Annotated in this window: 11 protein-coding genes; 9 read left to right on the plus strand and 2 right to left on the minus strand. The window is 69.2% G+C overall.

Going from position 1 to position 16,292, the window contains the following annotated elements:
• Nucleotides 1-94: 94 nt before the first annotated feature.
• From ACQHIV_RS00680 to ACQHIV_RS00720, 9 genes are all read left to right on the plus strand, one after another.
• On the plus strand, nucleotides 95-1,741 hold the full coding sequence (locus tag ACQHIV_RS00680) for an ABC transporter substrate-binding protein (protein ID WP_427890597.1): 1,647 nt from the start codon (nucleotides 95-97) through the stop codon (nucleotides 1,739-1,741).
• Nucleotides 1,742-1,743: 2 nt separating this feature from the next.
• Nucleotides 1,744-2,742 (plus strand): ABC transporter permease, encoded by a 999-nt coding sequence (locus ACQHIV_RS00685; protein ID WP_427890599.1) that lies wholly within the window; start codon nucleotides 1,744-1,746, stop codon nucleotides 2,740-2,742.
• Between the two features lie 2 nt (nucleotides 2,743-2,744).
• Complete coding sequence (locus tag ACQHIV_RS00690; RefSeq protein WP_427890601.1) at nucleotides 2,745-3,605, plus strand: ABC transporter permease; 861 nt, start codon at nucleotides 2,745-2,747, stop codon at nucleotides 3,603-3,605.
• A complete protein-coding gene (locus ACQHIV_RS00695; protein WP_427890603.1) occupies nucleotides 3,602-4,573 on the plus strand; it encodes an ABC transporter ATP-binding protein in 972 nt (323 codons plus the stop codon). Before ACQHIV_RS00690 ends, ACQHIV_RS00695 begins: the two co-directional genes overlap by 4 nt.
• Nucleotides 4,570-5,532 carry an ABC transporter ATP-binding protein gene (locus ACQHIV_RS00700; RefSeq protein ID WP_427890605.1) on the plus strand — a complete coding sequence of 321 codons (963 nt, stop codon included), beginning with the start codon at nucleotides 4,570-4,572 and terminating at the stop codon, nucleotides 5,530-5,532. The genes ACQHIV_RS00695 and ACQHIV_RS00700 overlap by 4 nt, the downstream gene beginning before the upstream one ends.
• A complete protein-coding gene (locus ACQHIV_RS00705) occupies nucleotides 5,529-6,554 on the plus strand; it encodes a LacI family DNA-binding transcriptional regulator (RefSeq protein WP_427890607.1) in 1,026 nt (341 codons plus the stop codon). The genes ACQHIV_RS00700 and ACQHIV_RS00705 overlap by 4 nt, the downstream gene beginning before the upstream one ends.
• Nucleotides 6,555-6,558: 4 nt before the next feature.
• Nucleotides 6,559-8,100, plus strand: a complete 1,542-nt coding sequence (locus tag ACQHIV_RS00710; RefSeq protein ID WP_427890609.1) for an FAD-dependent oxidoreductase — start codon at nucleotides 6,559-6,561, stop codon at nucleotides 8,098-8,100.
• 16 nt (nucleotides 8,101-8,116) lie between these two features.
• Nucleotides 8,117-9,544 carry a cellulase family glycosylhydrolase gene (locus tag ACQHIV_RS00715; RefSeq protein WP_427890610.1) on the plus strand — a complete coding sequence of 476 codons (1,428 nt, stop codon included), beginning with the start codon at nucleotides 8,117-8,119 and terminating at the stop codon, nucleotides 9,542-9,544.
• Between the two features lie 105 nt (nucleotides 9,545-9,649).
• Nucleotides 9,650-11,668 carry a DUF6351 family protein gene (locus ACQHIV_RS00720; protein WP_427890611.1) on the plus strand — a complete coding sequence of 673 codons (2,019 nt, stop codon included), beginning with the start codon at nucleotides 9,650-9,652 and terminating at the stop codon, nucleotides 11,666-11,668.
• Here ACQHIV_RS00720 and ACQHIV_RS00725 read toward each other — a convergent pair.
• Both ACQHIV_RS00725 and ACQHIV_RS00730 read right to left on the minus strand, forming a co-directional pair.
• Nucleotides 11,652-14,453 (minus strand): glycoside hydrolase family 2 TIM barrel-domain containing protein, encoded by a 2,802-nt coding sequence (locus tag ACQHIV_RS00725; RefSeq protein ID WP_427890613.1) that lies wholly within the window; start codon nucleotides 14,451-14,453, stop codon nucleotides 11,652-11,654. The genes ACQHIV_RS00720 and ACQHIV_RS00725 overlap by 17 nt on opposite strands.
• Nucleotides 14,450-16,189, minus strand: a complete 1,740-nt coding sequence (locus ACQHIV_RS00730) for a glycoside hydrolase family 127 protein (RefSeq protein ID WP_427890615.1) — start codon at nucleotides 16,187-16,189, stop codon at nucleotides 14,450-14,452. The genes ACQHIV_RS00725 and ACQHIV_RS00730 overlap by 4 nt, the downstream gene beginning before the upstream one ends.
• Nucleotides 16,190-16,292 lie beyond the last annotated feature (103 nt).

The following is a 16,292-nucleotide window of genomic DNA, read 5'->3' on the forward strand; positions in this document are numbered from 1 at the left end:
TTCCTGCGCATACGTAAGAGCAACCCTCCATTAGCTCATATTCGAGTGCTCATACGTATGAACGTGCAGCCGCTCTACATCTGAGGTGAGGAATATGCGCAGTCGATGGCGGGTGTTTTTGGCGGTCGGCGCAGTGCTGGTCGCGGGGTGCTCAGGCCCCGCGACCGGTCCGGCGGCGACCGGGTCGGCGGGTGGCGCGAGCATCGTCTACGCGAAGACCGACGGCGGTACGACGTTCGTCCGCAACTACAACGTGATGGGCCCGGCGACCGACAAGGCGCCGAACGCGGAGCTGGTGTACGAGCCGCTGATGCGGGTCGACTACAGCGACGGCGGGGTGGTGAAGCCGTGGCTCGCGCAGAGCTGGGCGTTCTCCGACCAGGGGAGGACGTTGACGATCAAGCTGCGCACGGACGTGAAGTGGTCCGACGGCCAGAAGTTCACCGCCGACGACGCGGTCTACTCGCTCGGCCTGCCGATCGAGAAGAAGGACTTCAGCATCGCGGGTGTCACCTACAAGTCGGTGACGAAGGTCGACGACAGCTCGGTCAGGGTCACCTTCGCGGAGCCGTCGTACGCGACCCTGAACCAGTTCGCGAACATCCTGCTGCCGATGGTCCCCAAGCACATCTGGTCGACCCAGAACCTGAACACCTGGACCAACCCGGACCCGGTCGGCACCGGCCCGTTCACGGTCAAGGAGTTCAAGCCGCAGCAGATCACGCTGGGCGCGCGCTCCGACTACTGGGGCGGCAAGTTGCCGATGACAACGTTCAAGATCGTCCCGACCGCGGGTGAGGCACTGAAGGCGCAGCTGCTCAAGGGCGAGCTCGACTGGGCGTCGGCCGGCTGGGCGAACGGCGAGAAGGAGTACGTCGCCAAGGACCCGGACAAGCACCTGTACCAGCTGTACTCCAACGGCGGCGCGATGTCCGTGCTGTTCAACACCGGCAAGGCCCCGTTCGACGACGTGCACGTACGGAAGGCCCTCGCGCTGACCATCGATCGTACGGCGGTCGTCACCACGCTGCAGCGTCCTGGTACCGAGGCCGGCCCGACCGGTCTGTCCGAGCAGCTGTTCGGCGACTGGCTGGACCCGGCGTACAAGGGCCAGGTGCAGAAGGTCGACGCGGACGCCGCGAAGGCCGAGCTGGCCAAGGGCGGCTGGACGATCGAGAACGGCGCACTGGTCAAGGACGGCAAGCGGTACCAGCCGAGCATCCTGTTCAACGCGGACTGGGGCTGGGGCAGCTACGCCGACATCCTGATCAACACCTGGAAGCAGACCCTCGGCCTGACCGTGAAGAGCGCCGGCCAGCCCAGCGCCGGGTACTACGACAAGCAGAACCTGGGCCAGTTCGACCTGGCGGCCTCGTCGACCGGCGGCGCGAGCGTGTACGGCGTCTACCGGTTCCTGTCCAGCCAGTACCTGACCCCGATCGGCAAGTCGGCCACCCTCGACCAGGGCCGCTGGAGCGACCCGGAGACCGACAAGATCATCAAGGCGATGGAGCGGACCGACAACGTCGACGAGTTGAAGACGCTCGGCAAGCAGCTGCAGAAGATCGTCGTCGACCAGGTGCCGTTCAGCCCGATCTACAACAACTTCTACTTCATCGACATCAACTCGACCCGGTGGACCGGCTGGCCGACGCCGCAGAAGTTCGACGCGATCCCGTTCCCGGGGATGGGGCCGGACACCATCCTCACGCTGCTGAGCCTGCAGCGCCGGGGGAACTGACGATGCGGTGGGCCTTCCTGGCCCGGCGGCTGGGTTTCTACCTGGCCGCCGCGGCCGCCGCGATCGGCCTGAACTTCCTGCTCCCGAGGCTGATGCCGGGCGACCCGTCGTCGGCGATCGTGGAGGAGCTGGAGCGGGTCAGCGGCCAGCAGGTGCCGGCCGAGACGCTGGAGTCGATCCGCGCGATCTTCGGCAACCCGCACCAGAACCTCGGCCGGCAGTTCCTGGACTACCTAGGCCAGCTTTCGCACGGCGACCTTGGTGTGTCCGTGGTCAACTTCCCGGTCCCGGTCGCCGACCTGGTCTGGCAGGCGTTGCCGTGGACGCTGCTGCTGGTCGGCACCACGACGGTCACGGCGTTCGCGATCGGCACCCTGCTGGGGGTCGTCGCGGGCTGGAAGGCGGGCAGCAGGTTCGATGCGATCCTGACGCCGCTCACCACGTTCCTGTCCAGCGTCCCGTACTTCTGGGTGGCGCTGCTGGCGCTCTGGGCATTCGGCTTTGTGCTCGGCTGGACGCCGATGTCCGGCGGCTACGACCCCGACCTCCCGCAGGGCGTCAGCCTGGCGTACGTCGCGAGCGTGCTGCACCACGGGATCTTGCCGGCGGCAACCATCGTGTTCTCGGCGTTCGGCGGCTGGCTGCTCGGGATGCGGAACATGACTGTCACCACGGTCCGCGAGGACTACGTGCTGCTGGCCCAGGCGAAGGGCCTGTCGTCGCGGCGGGTGATGTTCCGGTACGCCGCCCGGAACGCGATGCTGCCGAGCTTCACCGGTTTCGCGATGGCGCTCGGGCACGTGATCGGCGGCGCGCTGCTGACCGAGATCGTGTTCAGCTACCCCGGGATCGGCTACCTGATGTACGAGGCGCTGCAGAAGCGCGACTACCCGATGATGCAGGGCGTGTTCCTGCTGATCACGCTCGCGGTGCTGCTCGCGAACCTGATCGCGGACCTGGCCTACGTACTGCTCGATCCGCGAATCCGGGCGAGGGGATGACCATGCTCAGGAGCTGGAAGGTCCGCTTCGGACTCGGCGTACTGCTGTTCTTCGTCGTGCTCGCGATCGTCGGCCCGCTGCTGCCGCTCGATCCGCGCGCGAACGACTTCACCGCGATCTCGCAGCCGCCGAGCGGCAAGCACCTGTTCGGTACGACGCAGTTCGGCCAGGACGTGCTCGCGCAGACCGTCGCGGGCGCCCGCGGGTCGATGCTGGTCGGCATCGTGGCGGCCTTGATCGGTACGACGATCGCGATCCTGGTCGGCGTCCCCGCCGGGTACTTCGGCGGCGCGGTCGACAACGGCCTGAACTTCCTCACGAACCTGTTCCTGGTGATGCCGGTCCTCCCGCTGATCCTGATCGTGGCCGGCTACGTCCAGGGCACCGGCCCGTGGGTGATCGCGCTGATCATCGGCCTGTTCGGCTGGTCGGGCGGTGCGCGGACGCTGCGGGCGCAGTCGCTCAGCCTGAGCAGCCGCGACTTCGTGCTGGCGATGCGGATGGTCGGCGAGCCGCACTGGCGGCTGATCTTCTTCGAGGTGCTGCCGCACCTGACCGGCTGGATCTCGGCGATGTTCCTGCACGGCGTGATCGGCGGCGTGATGGCCGAGGCCGGGCTGGCGTTCCTCGGCATCACCGACTCCGGGTCGATCAGCTGGGGGACGATGATCCAGGCCGCCCAGCAGCAGAGCGCCGTACTGCGCGGGTTCTGGTGGTGGTTCGTACCGCCGGGGCTGTGTATCGCGCTGATCGGGACCGCGGCGACGATGGTGAACTTCGGCGTCGACGAGGTGTCGAACCCGAAGCTGCGGATGGCCCGGCGCTCGGTCGTGGTCCGGACCCGGAAGGTGGCCGAGGCATGAGCGTGCTGACAGTCGAAGGTCTGACTGTGGACTACCTGACCGCAGACAAGCCGGTGCGGGCGTGTGACGACGTGTCGTTCGAGCTGCAGCGCGGCGAGATCCTCGGCGTGGCGGGGGAGTCGGGGTCGGGCAAGTCGACGCTGATCACCGCACTCACCCGGCTGCAGCGGCCGCCGGCGGTGACCACGGCCGGCCGGATCGAGTTCCACGGGACCGACCTGGTCGGACTGAGTGCCGACGAGCTCCGGAAGCTGCGCTGGACCTCGCTCGCGATCGTGCTGCAGAGCGCGATGGACGCGCTCAATCCGGTCATGCGGGTCGGCGCTCAGTTCGTCGACGTACTGCGCTCACACGACAAGGGCCTGCGCCGCCGCGAGGCGTGGGACCGGGCAGCGGAGCTGCTCGCGATGGTCGGCATCTCCGCCGACCGGGTCCGCGCGTTCCCGCACGAGCTGTCCGGCGGCATGCGGCAACGCGCGAGCATCGCGCTCGCGCTGGCCTGCGGTCCCGAGCTGGTCGTGATGGACGAGCCGACGACGGCCGTCGACGTGGTGATGCAGCGCCAGATCCTCGCGCAGGTACTGCGACTCCGCCGGGAACTGGGGTTCGCGGTCGTGTTCGTCACGCACGACCTCTCGCTGCTGCTGGAGCTCGCCGACCGGATCGCGATCATGTACGGCGGCCGGATCGTCGAGATCGGCACCGCCGAAGCGCTGTACGCCAAACCACGGCATCCGTACACCCGCGGCCTCCGCGACTCGTTCCCGCCGCTGCGCTCGGAACTGCGCAGACTCACCGGCATCCCGGGCAGCCCGCCGGACCTGCGCACGCCGCCACCCGGCTGCGCGTTCCACCCGCGCTGCCCGGACCGCTTCGACGGTTGCGACCGGCAACGACCGGAGCTGCTGACGATCGAGAACCACGCCGTCGCCTGCCGGCTCTACCCCTCGGGAGATGATCAGGTATGAGCCAACCGGTACTCGAGGCTCGTGGGGTCTCGAAGCATTTCACCGCCGGCCGGGCGACCGTGCGGGCGGTCGAGGACGCCACGCTCGCCTTGCTGCCCGGGCGGATCGTCGCGCTGGTGGGGGAGAGCGGGAGCGGGAAGACAACGCTCGCCCGGCTGCTGGCCCGCTTCTACCCGCCCACCGCGGGGGAGATCCGGCTGCGCGGCGAGCCGGTGAAGGGCAACCAGCGCGCGTACTACCGCGACGTACAGCTGATCTTCCAGGACCCGTTCGGGTCGTTGAACCCGTTGCACCGGGTGCGGTACAACCTGGAGCGGGCGGTGAAGCTGCATCACGAAGTGCGCTCCAAAGAAGAGGTGGAGCAGCGAGTCGTGGAGTTGCTGGAGCGGGTGAGCCTTACCCCGGTCGAGCAGTTCGTGGACAAGTTCCCGCACGAGCTGTCCGGCGGGCAGCGGCAGCGGGTGGTGATCGCGCGGGCGCTGGCTGTCGAGCCGAAGGTGCTGCTCGGCGACGAGCCGATCTCGATGCTGGACGTGTCGATCCGGCTGGAGATGCTGAACCTGCTCGACCGGCTGCGGACCGAGGACGGGCTAGCGCTGCTGTACATCACCCACGACATCGCGAGCGCGCGCTACCTGTGCGACGACATCGTGGTGATGTACGCCGGCCGGATGGTCGAGGGCGGCCCGAAGGAAGCGGTGATCGCGGACCCGCTGCACCCGTACACGCAACTGCTGATCGACTCGTCGCCGGATCCGGAACGCGACCGCACCGATCGGGCGGCACTGTTCGACGCCGAGGACCTGGGCGAGCCGCCGAGCCTGATCGACCCGCCCGCGGGCTGCCGGTTCCATCCGCGCTGCCCGGTGGCGATGGACATCTGCCGGACCGACGTACCGCCGCGGACCGAACTGCCCGATGGCCGCTGGACCCATTGCTGGCTGCAGGAGAACAAATGAAGGCACCACGACAGTCCGACGTCGCCCGGCTCGCGGGCGTCTCCCAGTCCGCGGTCTCCCGGGTGGTGAGCGGCGACGTGGACAGGATCCCGGTGGAGACCCGGGACCGGATCCTCGCGGCGGTGAAGGAGCTCGGGTACGTCCCGAACGCCGCCGCGCGGAACCTGCGGAACAAGCGCAACCGGCTCCTCGGCGTCCATACCTTCGAGGCCGTGTTCCCGCACGCCCGCGAGGACTTCTACTTCGAGTTCCTGCTCGGGATCGAGGAGCGGGCCGAGGAGATCGGGTACGACCTGGTGCTGTTCACCTCGACCGGGACCAGCGACGGCCGGCGGCGGATCTACCGGGACGGGACCAACCGGCTGAACCTCGCCGACGGGACCGTCCTGCTCGGTGCCGCGACCGACCGCGAGGAGCTGGCCCGGTTGTGGCACGACGGGTACCTGTTCGTGCACATCGGCCGCCGCGAGGTGCCCGGCGCGGAGATCCCGTGCATCGTCCCGGACTACGTGGCGGCCGCGGACCGGCTGGTGACGTCGCTGGCCGACCGCGGCCACCGGCACTTCGCGTACCTGCGCGAGGGCATCGAGCAGGAGGCGTACGTCGACCGGCGGCAGGGCTACCGGGCCGCGGTCGAGCGGCTCGGGCTGCAGGACCGATCGCCCGGCTTCCGGGGCGAGCCCGGGCTGACCGAGGAGTGGCTGGACGAGCTCGCGGCCGGGCCGGAGACCGCGGTGGTTGCCGAGGGCATCCGGTTGGCCGAGGAGCTGCGGACCGGACTGACCGCGCGCGGGCTGAGCATCCCGGCGGACCTGTCGGTGGCGGTGCTGGAGGGATCGGGCGACGAGCCCGGGCACCGCTGGGACTGCCTGGTGATCCCGCGCAAGGAGATCGGCCGGATCGCGATCGACGCGCTGGTGGCGCGGGTCGAGGATCCGGATGCGGAACCGGTCAGCCAGTTGGTGGCCTGCGATCTGGTGGCCGGCGAAACCGTCGCCGCGCCAAGACCTATGGAGGGATGAACGGGTGGAAACAGATGTCCTCGTAGTCGGCGGCGGACTGGGCGGGGTCGCCGCCGCGCTGACCGCGGCACGCCTCGGGCGGAGCGTCGTCCTGACCGAGCCGACCGACTGGCTGGGCGGGCAGCTGACCAGCCAGCTCGTCCCGCCGGACGAGCACCCGTGGATCGAGCAGTACGCCGCCACCGGGTACGCCGAGCTGCGCAACCGGATCCGGGAGTACTACCGCCGCAACTACCCGCTCACGCCCGAGGCCGCCGCGAACCCGCTGCTCGACCCGGGTCTCGGCGTGGTCAGCCGCTTCTGTCACGAGCCGCGGGTCGCCGCCGCCGTACTGGAGGAGATGCTCGCGCCGTGGCGCGCGTCCGGCCGGCTGGTCGTGCTGATGGAGCACGAGCCGATCGCGGCCGCCACCAACGGCGACGAGATCGAGGCCGTCACGTTCCGCGGGATGGGCCGCGAGCTGACGGTCGAGGCGACGTACGTCGTGGACGCGACCGAGCTGGGCGACCTGCTCGAGCTGGCCGGAGTCGAGCACGTGATCGGCGCCGAGGGCCGCGACGAGACCGGCGAGCTGCATGCGCCCGAGGTCGCGAATCCCCTGGACCAGCAGGCGTTCTCGTGGTGTTTCGCGCTGGAGCACCGGCCGGGGGAGGACCACACGATCGACCGCCCGGCCGGGTACGAGCACTGGCGGGACACGGTCGCGCCGTTCTGGCCCGGGTCGCAGCTGTCCTGGACGGACGTCGTACCGGTGACGCTGGAGCAGCGGGAGTGGAAGCTGCTGGACGCGAACCCGGCGAAGCGCGCGCCGTTCTCGCTGTTCCGGTACCGGCAGATCCTTGCCAGTAGCAACTTTGTCGACAAGGCGATCCCGGACGTCACAGTGGTGAACTGGCCGCAGCTCGACTACTGGGAGAAGCCGCTGCTCCCGGATCCCGCCGACGCGCTGGCGGCAAGTCGCGACCTGTCGCTCTCCTTCCTGTACTGGATGCAGACCGAGGGCGGGTACCCCGGGCTGCGCCTGCGCCCCGACGTCACCGGTACGGCGGACGGCCTGGCGAAGGCGCCGTACATCCGGGAGTCCCGCCGGATCCGGTCCGAGTTCACGGTGCTGGAGCAGCACGTCGGCGTCGAGGCGCGCCCCGACGGCGCGGGCAGCGAGGTGTTCGCGGACACGGTCGGCCTCGGGCGCTACCGGATCGACCTGCATCCCAGCACGGCGGGCCGGACGTACGTCGACATCGAGGCGTACCCGTTCCAGATCCCGCTCGGTGCGCTGATCCCGGTCCGGGTCGACAACCTGCTGCCGGCCAACAAGAACATCGGGACGACGCACATCACCAATGGTTGCTACCGCCTGCACCCGGTCGAATGGAGCATCGGCGAGGCGGTTGGCGCACTGGCCGGGTTCTGCCTGGCCGAAGGCCTGTCACCACGCAAGGTCCGCAACGATCCCACCCACCTGGCCGACTACCAGCGGCTCCTCGCCAACGACCTGCGCATCAAGCTCGCCTGGCCGGAGGAGATCCGCACGCATCGCGACTGACTGAAGGGATGTAGCTGTGCTCCGAAAGTCTTTGGCCGCCCTGTGTACCGCCCTCCTGCTCTCCGCCGCCTCCTTGGTGAACGCGACGGCGAGCACTACCGCCCTCCCCGCCCTGCACACCGAAGGCAATCGCATCAAGAACAGCGCCGGTACCGCTGTCACGCTCCAAGGCGTCTCCGTCATCGCTCCCGAACAGAACGCGGTCTGCACCGACTGCAACAACAAGCCGATCAACGACCTGATCGACATGACCGTGTCGAACGGCTGGCACTCCAAGATCCTCCGGCTGCTGGTCACCGAGGCGATCGGCAAGGACCTGAACGCGTACGACGCGACGTACATCAAGCCGTACGTCGACCACGCCGTCGCCAAGGGTCTGTACGTGATCATCGACCTGCACCTGGTCCGGAACTACGGCGACGCCGCGGGCGCCGTACCGCAGTCGGACGTGAAGGGGTTCTGGGACTTCATCGCGCCGCGGTATGCGAACAACCCGAACGTGCTGTTCGAGGTGTTCAACGAGCCGATCGCGCCGGACAACTGGGCCAGCTGGAAGTCGTACATCCAGCCGGTCGTCGACTCGATCCGCTCGGTCGCGTCGAACGTGATCCTGATGGGCAGCCCGTCCTGGAGCACCCGGCTGAACGGCGCGCTGACCGACCCGATCACCGGCGGCAACATCGCCTACGTCTACCACCTGTACCCGAACATGGGGCCCGCGACCGCAGCGAACCTGGATCCCAAGTTCGGTACGGCGTCCGCGACGCTGCCCGTCGTACTGACCGAGTTCGGGTGGGACCCGTCCTCGACGGCGAACGACGTCACCGCCGGGAGTACCTCCGGCTGGGGCCTGCCGCTGCGGCAGTACCTGGACGCCCGGCCGCAGATCGGCTGGATCGGGTGGATCTTCGACAACTTCTGGCAGCCTGTCATGTTCGACAAGAACTGGAACCTGCTGACCGGCGAGTACGAGGGTGGTTTCATCCGGGACTGGCTGGCCGGTGCGCCCGCGACCTCGCCCTGCAGCGACCATCTCGCCCGCGGTGCGACGGCCACCGCGTCCTCGTCGTACACCGCGGACTCGGGGCCGGAGAAGGCCGTCGACGGGTCCTGCCTGGACAGCGGGCGGTGGATGTCCGCGGTCGGCGACACCACGCCGACGCTCACGCTGAACCTCGGCGCGTACAAGACCGTCAAGCAGGTCGATGTGTACAGCGGGTACCAGTACCCGAGGGTCGCGACCGGGACCGTCCTCGTCGCGTTCAAGGTCGAGGCGCACACGTCGGCCGGGTGGGTCCAGCTGGGCAGCGTCACCGGGAACACCAGGTCGCTGGTCTCGATGGCCGGTCCGTCCGGGACAATTGACCAGCTACGCCTGACCGTGACCGACCCGTCGAACACCACCCCGGACATCGCCCGCGTGTACGAGGTGGCCGCTCACTGACCGTGCCGAGGAGGTCCGCTGACATCCCGACCAGGCCGGATCGTCGCCGCGCTGCTCGCCGGTGCGCTGGTCTTCCCGCTGGTGCCGGCGGTCACCTCACGGCCGGTGAAACTGCAGGTACTGTCCAGCCGCGCGGACATGGTGACCGGCGGTGACGCTCTCGTGCACGTGGACGTGTCCGAGGCGGACCTGGACGACGTACGGGTGACTCTGAACGGTAAGGACGTGTCGTCGGTGTTCAGCGCCGACGACACGGGCCTTACCGGTCTGGTCGACGGGATCCGGCTCGGGAAGAACGTGCTGCGGGCCGAGGCGGGCGGCCGGCGTACGACGCTCGAGGTGCGGGACTCGCCGCGGCAGGGGCCGGTGTTCGCGGGGCCGCACGAGCAACCGTATGTCTGCGAGACCGCGAACGCGACGGTCCCCGTGGTCGGCGGCACGCTCGGCGCACCGCTGGACGACGACTGCACGATCACGCCGCGGGTCGACTACTTCTACCGGACCAGGTCCGGGAAGTACGCGAAGTGGCCGGCGGGCGCGACCAGGTACCCGGCGGACCTCGCCGACACCGCCGCCGGCGATCCGTTCATCGTCCGGATGGAGACCGCGAGCGCGGACCGGGCGATCGTCCGCACGACGATGCTGCACGACCCGCTGGACGAGGCCGCGCCGACGCCGACCCGCCGATCGAAGGGCTGGAACGGGCGGGCGATCTTCACCCTCGGCGGCGGCTGCGCCGGCGGGTGGTACCGGTCCGGGCGGACCACCGGCGGGGTGACCGACGCGTACCTGCTCGGGCAGGGGTACGCGCTGCTGTCGTCGTCGCTGAACGTGTTCGCGCAGAACTGCAACGACCTGATCGCCGCCGAGGCCGCGATGACGACGAAGGAACTGTTCGTCGAGCACTACGGCCGGCCAGAGTTCACGGTCGGGTTCGGGTGCTCGGGCGGCTCGTACCAGGCGCACCAGATCGCCGACAACTACCCGGGCATCTTCGACGGGATCATCGTCGGCTGCTCGTTCCCGGACGTCGGCTTCGGGACGGTCCCGGTGATCACCGACGCGTGGCTGCTGACGGCGTACTTCGCCCGCTCGGGTCTCGCCTGGACGCCGGAGCAGCAGCGCCAGGTGGCCGGTTTCCGGAACTACCGGACGCTGGCGAGTACGGCGCTGAGCGCCCGGCGGATCGACCCGCGACGGAACTGCGGGAGCGTCCCGATCGGCCTGCGGTACGACCCGGTGCGGAACCTGCGCGGCGTCCGGTGCGACGTGTACGACCACACGGTCACGGCGTACGGGAAGGACCCGCTGACCGGGTTCGCCCGGCGGCCGCTGGACAACGTCGGCGTCCAGTACGGGCTGAAGGTGCTGAAGTCCGGGGCGATCACGCCCGCGCAGTTCCTCGACCTGAACCGGCGGATCGGCGGCTTCGACGCGGACGCCAACCTCGTCCCGGAGCGGACCGAGGCAGACCCGGAGGCGGTCCGGGCGGCGTACCGCACCGGGCGGCTGACCAACGGCGGCGGCGGGCTGCGGGACGTGCCGATCATCGACTACCGCGCGTACGCCGACAACCAGCCGTGGGGCGACATCCACCTGCGGTACCACACGTTCTCGATGCGCGCCCGGCTGGAGAAGGCGAACGGTACGTCGGCGAACCAGGTGAGCCTGCTGGAGGACGCTCGCTACGGCCTGTTCTCCACCGCGAGTCCGTTGCTGCGGCACGCGGTCAAGGAGATGGACCATTGGCTGACCCAACTGACCGCGGACGGTACGTCGCGGCCGCGGATCGAGAAGATCGAGGCGGCGCGGCCGTCCGGGCTGGCCGAAGGGTGCCGTGGGCCGCACGGGTTCATCGCGCAGCCCCTCGACCGGGACCCGGCGTCGCGGTGCGAGCAGCTGTTCCCGTCCGCGTCGTACCCGCGCGAGGTGGCCGGCTCCGGGGTGGCGGCGGACGTGATCAAGTGCCAACTGGTCCCGCCGGTGCGGTCGGAGTACCCGAAGTTCACCGACGAACAGTGGGAGCAACTGCGGGAGATCTTCCCGGACGGCGTCTGCGACTGGTCGAAGCCGGGCGTCGACCAGTCGCCACCGGACGGGACGTGGCTCAGCTTCCCAGGCTGAAGCTGAACGTGTGCGGTCGTGCCTGGAGGTCGTGCGGCGGGAGGATCGGCGCGCCGCTGGTCGGGCTGCCCAGCCCGTGCTGGAGGGCGTCGAGGGTGATCCAGACGGTGTCGCTCGGGCGGAGGTCGGCCGGGTGGTCGGCGGCGGCCAGGTCGGCGGTCGTCCAGCGGCGTACGGTCAGCGCGAGACCACCGGTGATGCGCAGCCGGCCCGCGGAGCCGGAGAGCTCCGCCCAGCGGACGTTGCCTCGGGCACCGTTCTCCTGCGGGTACAGGTACGGCACCTGGAGGTCGTCGATCGTGCTGGTGTAGCGGCCGATCCTCGCCGCCGCCTGCGAGTCCGGATACGCCTGTCCCGGGCCCTTCCCGAACCACGTCATACCGTGAAACCCACCCGGCACCCCGAACGTCACCCCGAGCCGCGCCCAAGGCACCGTCCACCCACCCAACGGCTCCACGTCCACGTCGGCCGTCACACTGCGCCCGTCGGTGGTCCACCGGTAGGTCGTCAACACCCGCGCATCGGTGGCGGCCGCCCCCACCATCGTCACCACGGTCAGCTCGTCATCCTGCTGCTGGACCGAAACCGTCCGATACCGCAACCGATCCAGCCCCGCATTGGCCCACCGGGTCTTCCGGTCCAACGTCGTCGCGTCCCACGTCCGCCCGTCGTGCTGAGTAGGCGCCCGCCACAACTCCAACGGAACATGCGTCACCTCCCACCCCCACAACCTCACCAGCCGCCCACTCCGCGGATCGAACCTCCCCGGCCCAACCGCAAGCGCCTTCCTGGGAGCCCGCACAACAGCCCGCTCGAACAGCTGAGCCTGCGCAAACGCAACCTCGTGCCCAGCAGGCGCCCACACCTCGTCAGCACCCAACACAGCGCGAACCGTCAACCACCTCTCCCGACCACCAGGAGGTTGTACTTGAGGGAGGGAAACGGTGGTGGACATGCCGGGGGTGAGGGTGGGGAAGGGGAGGGTGCCTTGGGCAAGCGGCTGGCCCTCGTCTGTTGTTTCCCAGAGGAGGGTCAGGTGGGAGGTGTCGCGGGTTTGGTATCTGCTGGTGATTGTGAGGAGGTTGTCCGTGATGGACAACCGGACCGGCTCGTAGGTCTTGTGTACCTCGGCGAGGACCGGTTGTGGTGTGAGGTCGGGGAAGACCAGGCCGTCCAGCACGTACGTACCGTCGTGCAGTTCCTCGCCGAAGTCGCCGCCGTACGCGTACGAACCATCCGCGCGGAGGATGCCGTGCTCCATCCACTCCCACAGGAACCCGCCCTGGCACCGCTCGTACCGGTCGAACAGCTCCTCGTACTCCGGCAACCCGCCAGGACCGTTGCCCCCGGCATGCGAATACTCACACAAGATGAACGGCATCGAACGCCGTCGCGCGTCCAGCACCGGATCCTCCAATGGCGTCTCGGCCCGCTTCCCGATCGCCTCGACCTCCGCATGTGACGCATACATCCGGCTGTACACGTCGACATCCGCACACGTCGGATCCCCCTCGTAGTGCACCGGCCGCGACGGATCCCGCTCGCGCGTCCATTCCGCCATCGCGGTCAGGTTCGACCCGACGCCGGCCTCGTTCCCGAGCGACCACATGATCACCGACGGGTGGTTCTTGTCCCGCTCGACGGTCCGCCGCATCCGGTCCACCGACGACTCCAGGAACCGCGGGTCGTCGGCCGGGTTCCCGCGCCAGTCGATCAGCATGAACCCGTGCGTCTCGTAGTCGCACTCGTCCAGCACCCAGAACCCGAGCTCGTCGCACAGCTCCAGCAGCCGCGTGTCCGGCGGGTAGTGGCTGGTCCGGATCGCGTCGATGTTGTGCCGCTTCATCACCAGCAGCTCGGCCCGCAACCGCTCCTCGGGTACGGCGCGCCCGAACACGGGATCGTGCTCGTGCCGGTTCACCCCGTGGAACACGATCCGCCGCCCGTTGACCCGCAGTACGCCGTCCACGATCTGCACGGTCCGGAACCCGATCCGCAGCGACACGACCTCACCCGGCAGCTCCACCATGGCGTCGTACAACCGAGGCTCCTCCGCCGACCAAGGCTGCACGCCCGGGATCGTCACCCGCTCACCGCACGCCGCCTCCACACCAAGTGCAGGAATCCGCACCACGGCACCCGGCGCCGACTCCACCAGCAACACCCCGGCGCCGTCCACGTAGTCCGCGTGCACGAACACATCCGCGTCCACCGGCCGCGCGATCAGCGTGACGTCGCGGAAGATCCCCGGCAGCCACCACATGTCCTGGTCCTCGAGGTACGACCCCGACGACCACTGGTGCACCCGCACCGCCAGCACGTTCCGCCCTGGCCGCAGCACCGGTCCGACCGCGAACTCGGCCGGCAGCCGCGACCCGCGCGTCACCCCGAGCTCGACCCCGTTCAGCCACACCCGCGCACACGAGTCCACCCCGTCGAACCGCAGTACCGCGGGCCCGTCCCACCCGTCCGGCACCGTGAACTCCAACCGGTGGTCCCCGGTCGGGTTCTCGTCCGGCACGTACGGCGGATCCACCGGGAACGGGTACTTCTGGTTCGTGTACTCCGGGATCCCGTGCCCGTGCATCGGCCACGACGAGGGCACCGGCAACCAGTCCCAGTCCGAGTCGTCGAAGTCCACCGCCTCGAACCCGGCGTCCAGCACGTACGGCGACAACCGGAACCGCCACTGTCCGTTCAAACTCAACCGCGGCGCATCTGACCGCACCGCAGCCCGCGCCGGCAACACGCCGTACCCGGGACCGGGATCCTCCCAGTAGTTCACGCCTCCTCCCGGATCCACACCGTCATCGGGCCGACCTCGCGGTTCGCCCACGCGTAGTACGGGATCGCGGTCAGTGTCCCGTCCCGGGCCGGCACCTCGACGGTTGTCACGCCGCCGAGCAGCCCCGGCTCCTCCCGCTCGACCAAGGGGCCCTCGACGACGGCGGTCGAGTCCAGCACCACCGACGCGTCCTGCTGCTCGAAGCAGTACACCAACGGCCCGCGCTCGATCGCGACGCATCCGCGCACCGAGTCGATCCGCTCGTCCGGCGTCGTCCGCCGGGCCGCTACCGGCAGCTCCAGCACGACCTCGTCGCCGACCGACCACACCCGCTGCAACGGCCCGTCGTGCCCGTTGACCGTCAGCCGATAGCTCTCAGCCCAGCCAGGAATCCGCAACCCGAGCGTCCACGGCGAGTCAGGCGTGGAAGTGATCCGCACCCGCACAGTCCCGTGCCACGGATACTCGGTCTCCACCTCGAAGCCGATCTCGCCGACCCGCACGGACGCAGGCGCATACAGCTGAAGCTGAACCCCGTCGTCATCGCACGTGGCAACCATCTGATCCAGCGACGACAACGTCCGCATCACGTTCGGAGGACAACAAGCAGTCCCGAACCACGGCTGCCGCCCACCCACCGCCGACCGCTGGTCGTCGGCGAACGCCCCGTCCCGCACCTTCAACGTGTTCACGTAGAAGAACTTGTCACCGCTCAGCGCAACCCCGGAGATCACCGCGTTGTACAGCGTCCGCTCGATCAGATCGGCGTACTTGCTCTCCCCGGTCGCGAGTAGTAGCCGCCAGCTCCACTGCACACTCGCGATCGCCGCACACGTCTCGCAGTACGCCGTGTCCGGCGGCAGCTCGAACGGATCGCCGAACGCCTCGCCGTACCACCGCGACCCCACCCCACCCGTCAGGTACGTCTGGCTCTCGACCATCGTCGACCAGGTCGCCCGCAACGCGTCGAGCAGCTCCGCGTCGCCGGTCTCCACCGCGACATCGGTGGCGCCGGCGGCCAGGTACAACGCCCGTACGGCGTGCCCCGCGAGCGTCCGCACGTCCCGCACCGGCAGGTGATCCTGGAAGTACGCCGGCCCGTGATGCCCCGGCACCGTGAGCGTCCCGTGCCCGCGGGCCTCGACGAAGTACGCGGCGAGCTCGAGGTACGCCCCGGTCCCGGTCTCCCGGTACAGCTCGACCAGCGCCATCTCGATCAGCGGATGCCCGTCGACCCCTTCCAGCCGTCCCGGCCCGAACGTCTTGCACAGCTGATCGGCGAACCGGCACGCGACGTCGAGCAGCGTGCGATCCCCGGTGGCCCGCACCTGCGCGACGGCCGCCTGGAACAAGTGCCCGGCGCAGTACAGCTCGTGGCCTTTCTCCAGGTCGCCGTACCGCCGTCCGCCGAGCACCAACCGCGTGTGGTTGTTCAGATAACCGTCGGCCTCCTGCGCGGACGCGACCAAGGCACTCGCCGACGCCTGCCAGGAGGCGAGCTCGGCCGAAGGCGAGCGCAGCTGCTCCCAGGCGACCGCTTCGAGCCACTTGTAGACGTCGGTGTCGGCGAAGAGCTTGCCCGCGAACGGCCCGGCCCCGAAGTTCTGCAGGGTGCCGACCTCGGAGAGCCGGTCCGCGGCGGCCGGGATGGTCGTCTCGCGGTTGATCCGCTGACGCTCGGACCAGAACCCGCCGGTGAGTTTCGTACCGCCGAGGGGGAGTGGGCGCAAAGGCATGGAGGCTAGGTAACCACCGCTCGCAACACCAGGGCAAGAGTTCAATGCAAACGATTGCGAGTGCGGATTCCGCAACGTGCAATCGTTTGCAATTCATCGGCGT

The sequence above is a fragment of the Kribbella polygonati genome (assembly GCF_050320105.1).
Lineage (GTDB): Bacteria > Actinomycetota > Actinomycetes > Propionibacteriales > Kribbellaceae > Kribbella.

Coding starts and splice junctions, on each gene's coding strand:
- ACQHIV_RS00690 (WP_427890601.1), top strand. CDS start 2,745: ATGCTCAGGAGCTGGAAGGTCCGCTTCGGACTCGGCGTACTGCTGTTC.
- ACQHIV_RS00680 (WP_427890597.1), top strand. CDS start 95: ATGCGCAGTCGATGGCGGGTGTTTTTGGCGGTCGGCGCAGTGCTGGTC.
- ACQHIV_RS00705 (WP_427890607.1), top strand. CDS start 5,529: ATGAAGGCACCACGACAGTCCGACGTCGCCCGGCTCGCGGGCGTCTCC.
- ACQHIV_RS00695 (WP_427890603.1), top strand. CDS start 3,602: ATGAGCGTGCTGACAGTCGAAGGTCTGACTGTGGACTACCTGACCGCA.
- ACQHIV_RS00700 (WP_427890605.1), top strand. CDS start 4,570: ATGAGCCAACCGGTACTCGAGGCTCGTGGGGTCTCGAAGCATTTCACC.
- ACQHIV_RS00685 (WP_427890599.1), top strand. CDS start 1,744: ATGCGGTGGGCCTTCCTGGCCCGGCGGCTGGGTTTCTACCTGGCCGCC.
- ACQHIV_RS00730 (WP_427890615.1), bottom strand. CDS start 16,189: ATGCCTTTGCGCCCACTCCCCCTCGGCGGTACGAAACTCACCGGCGGG.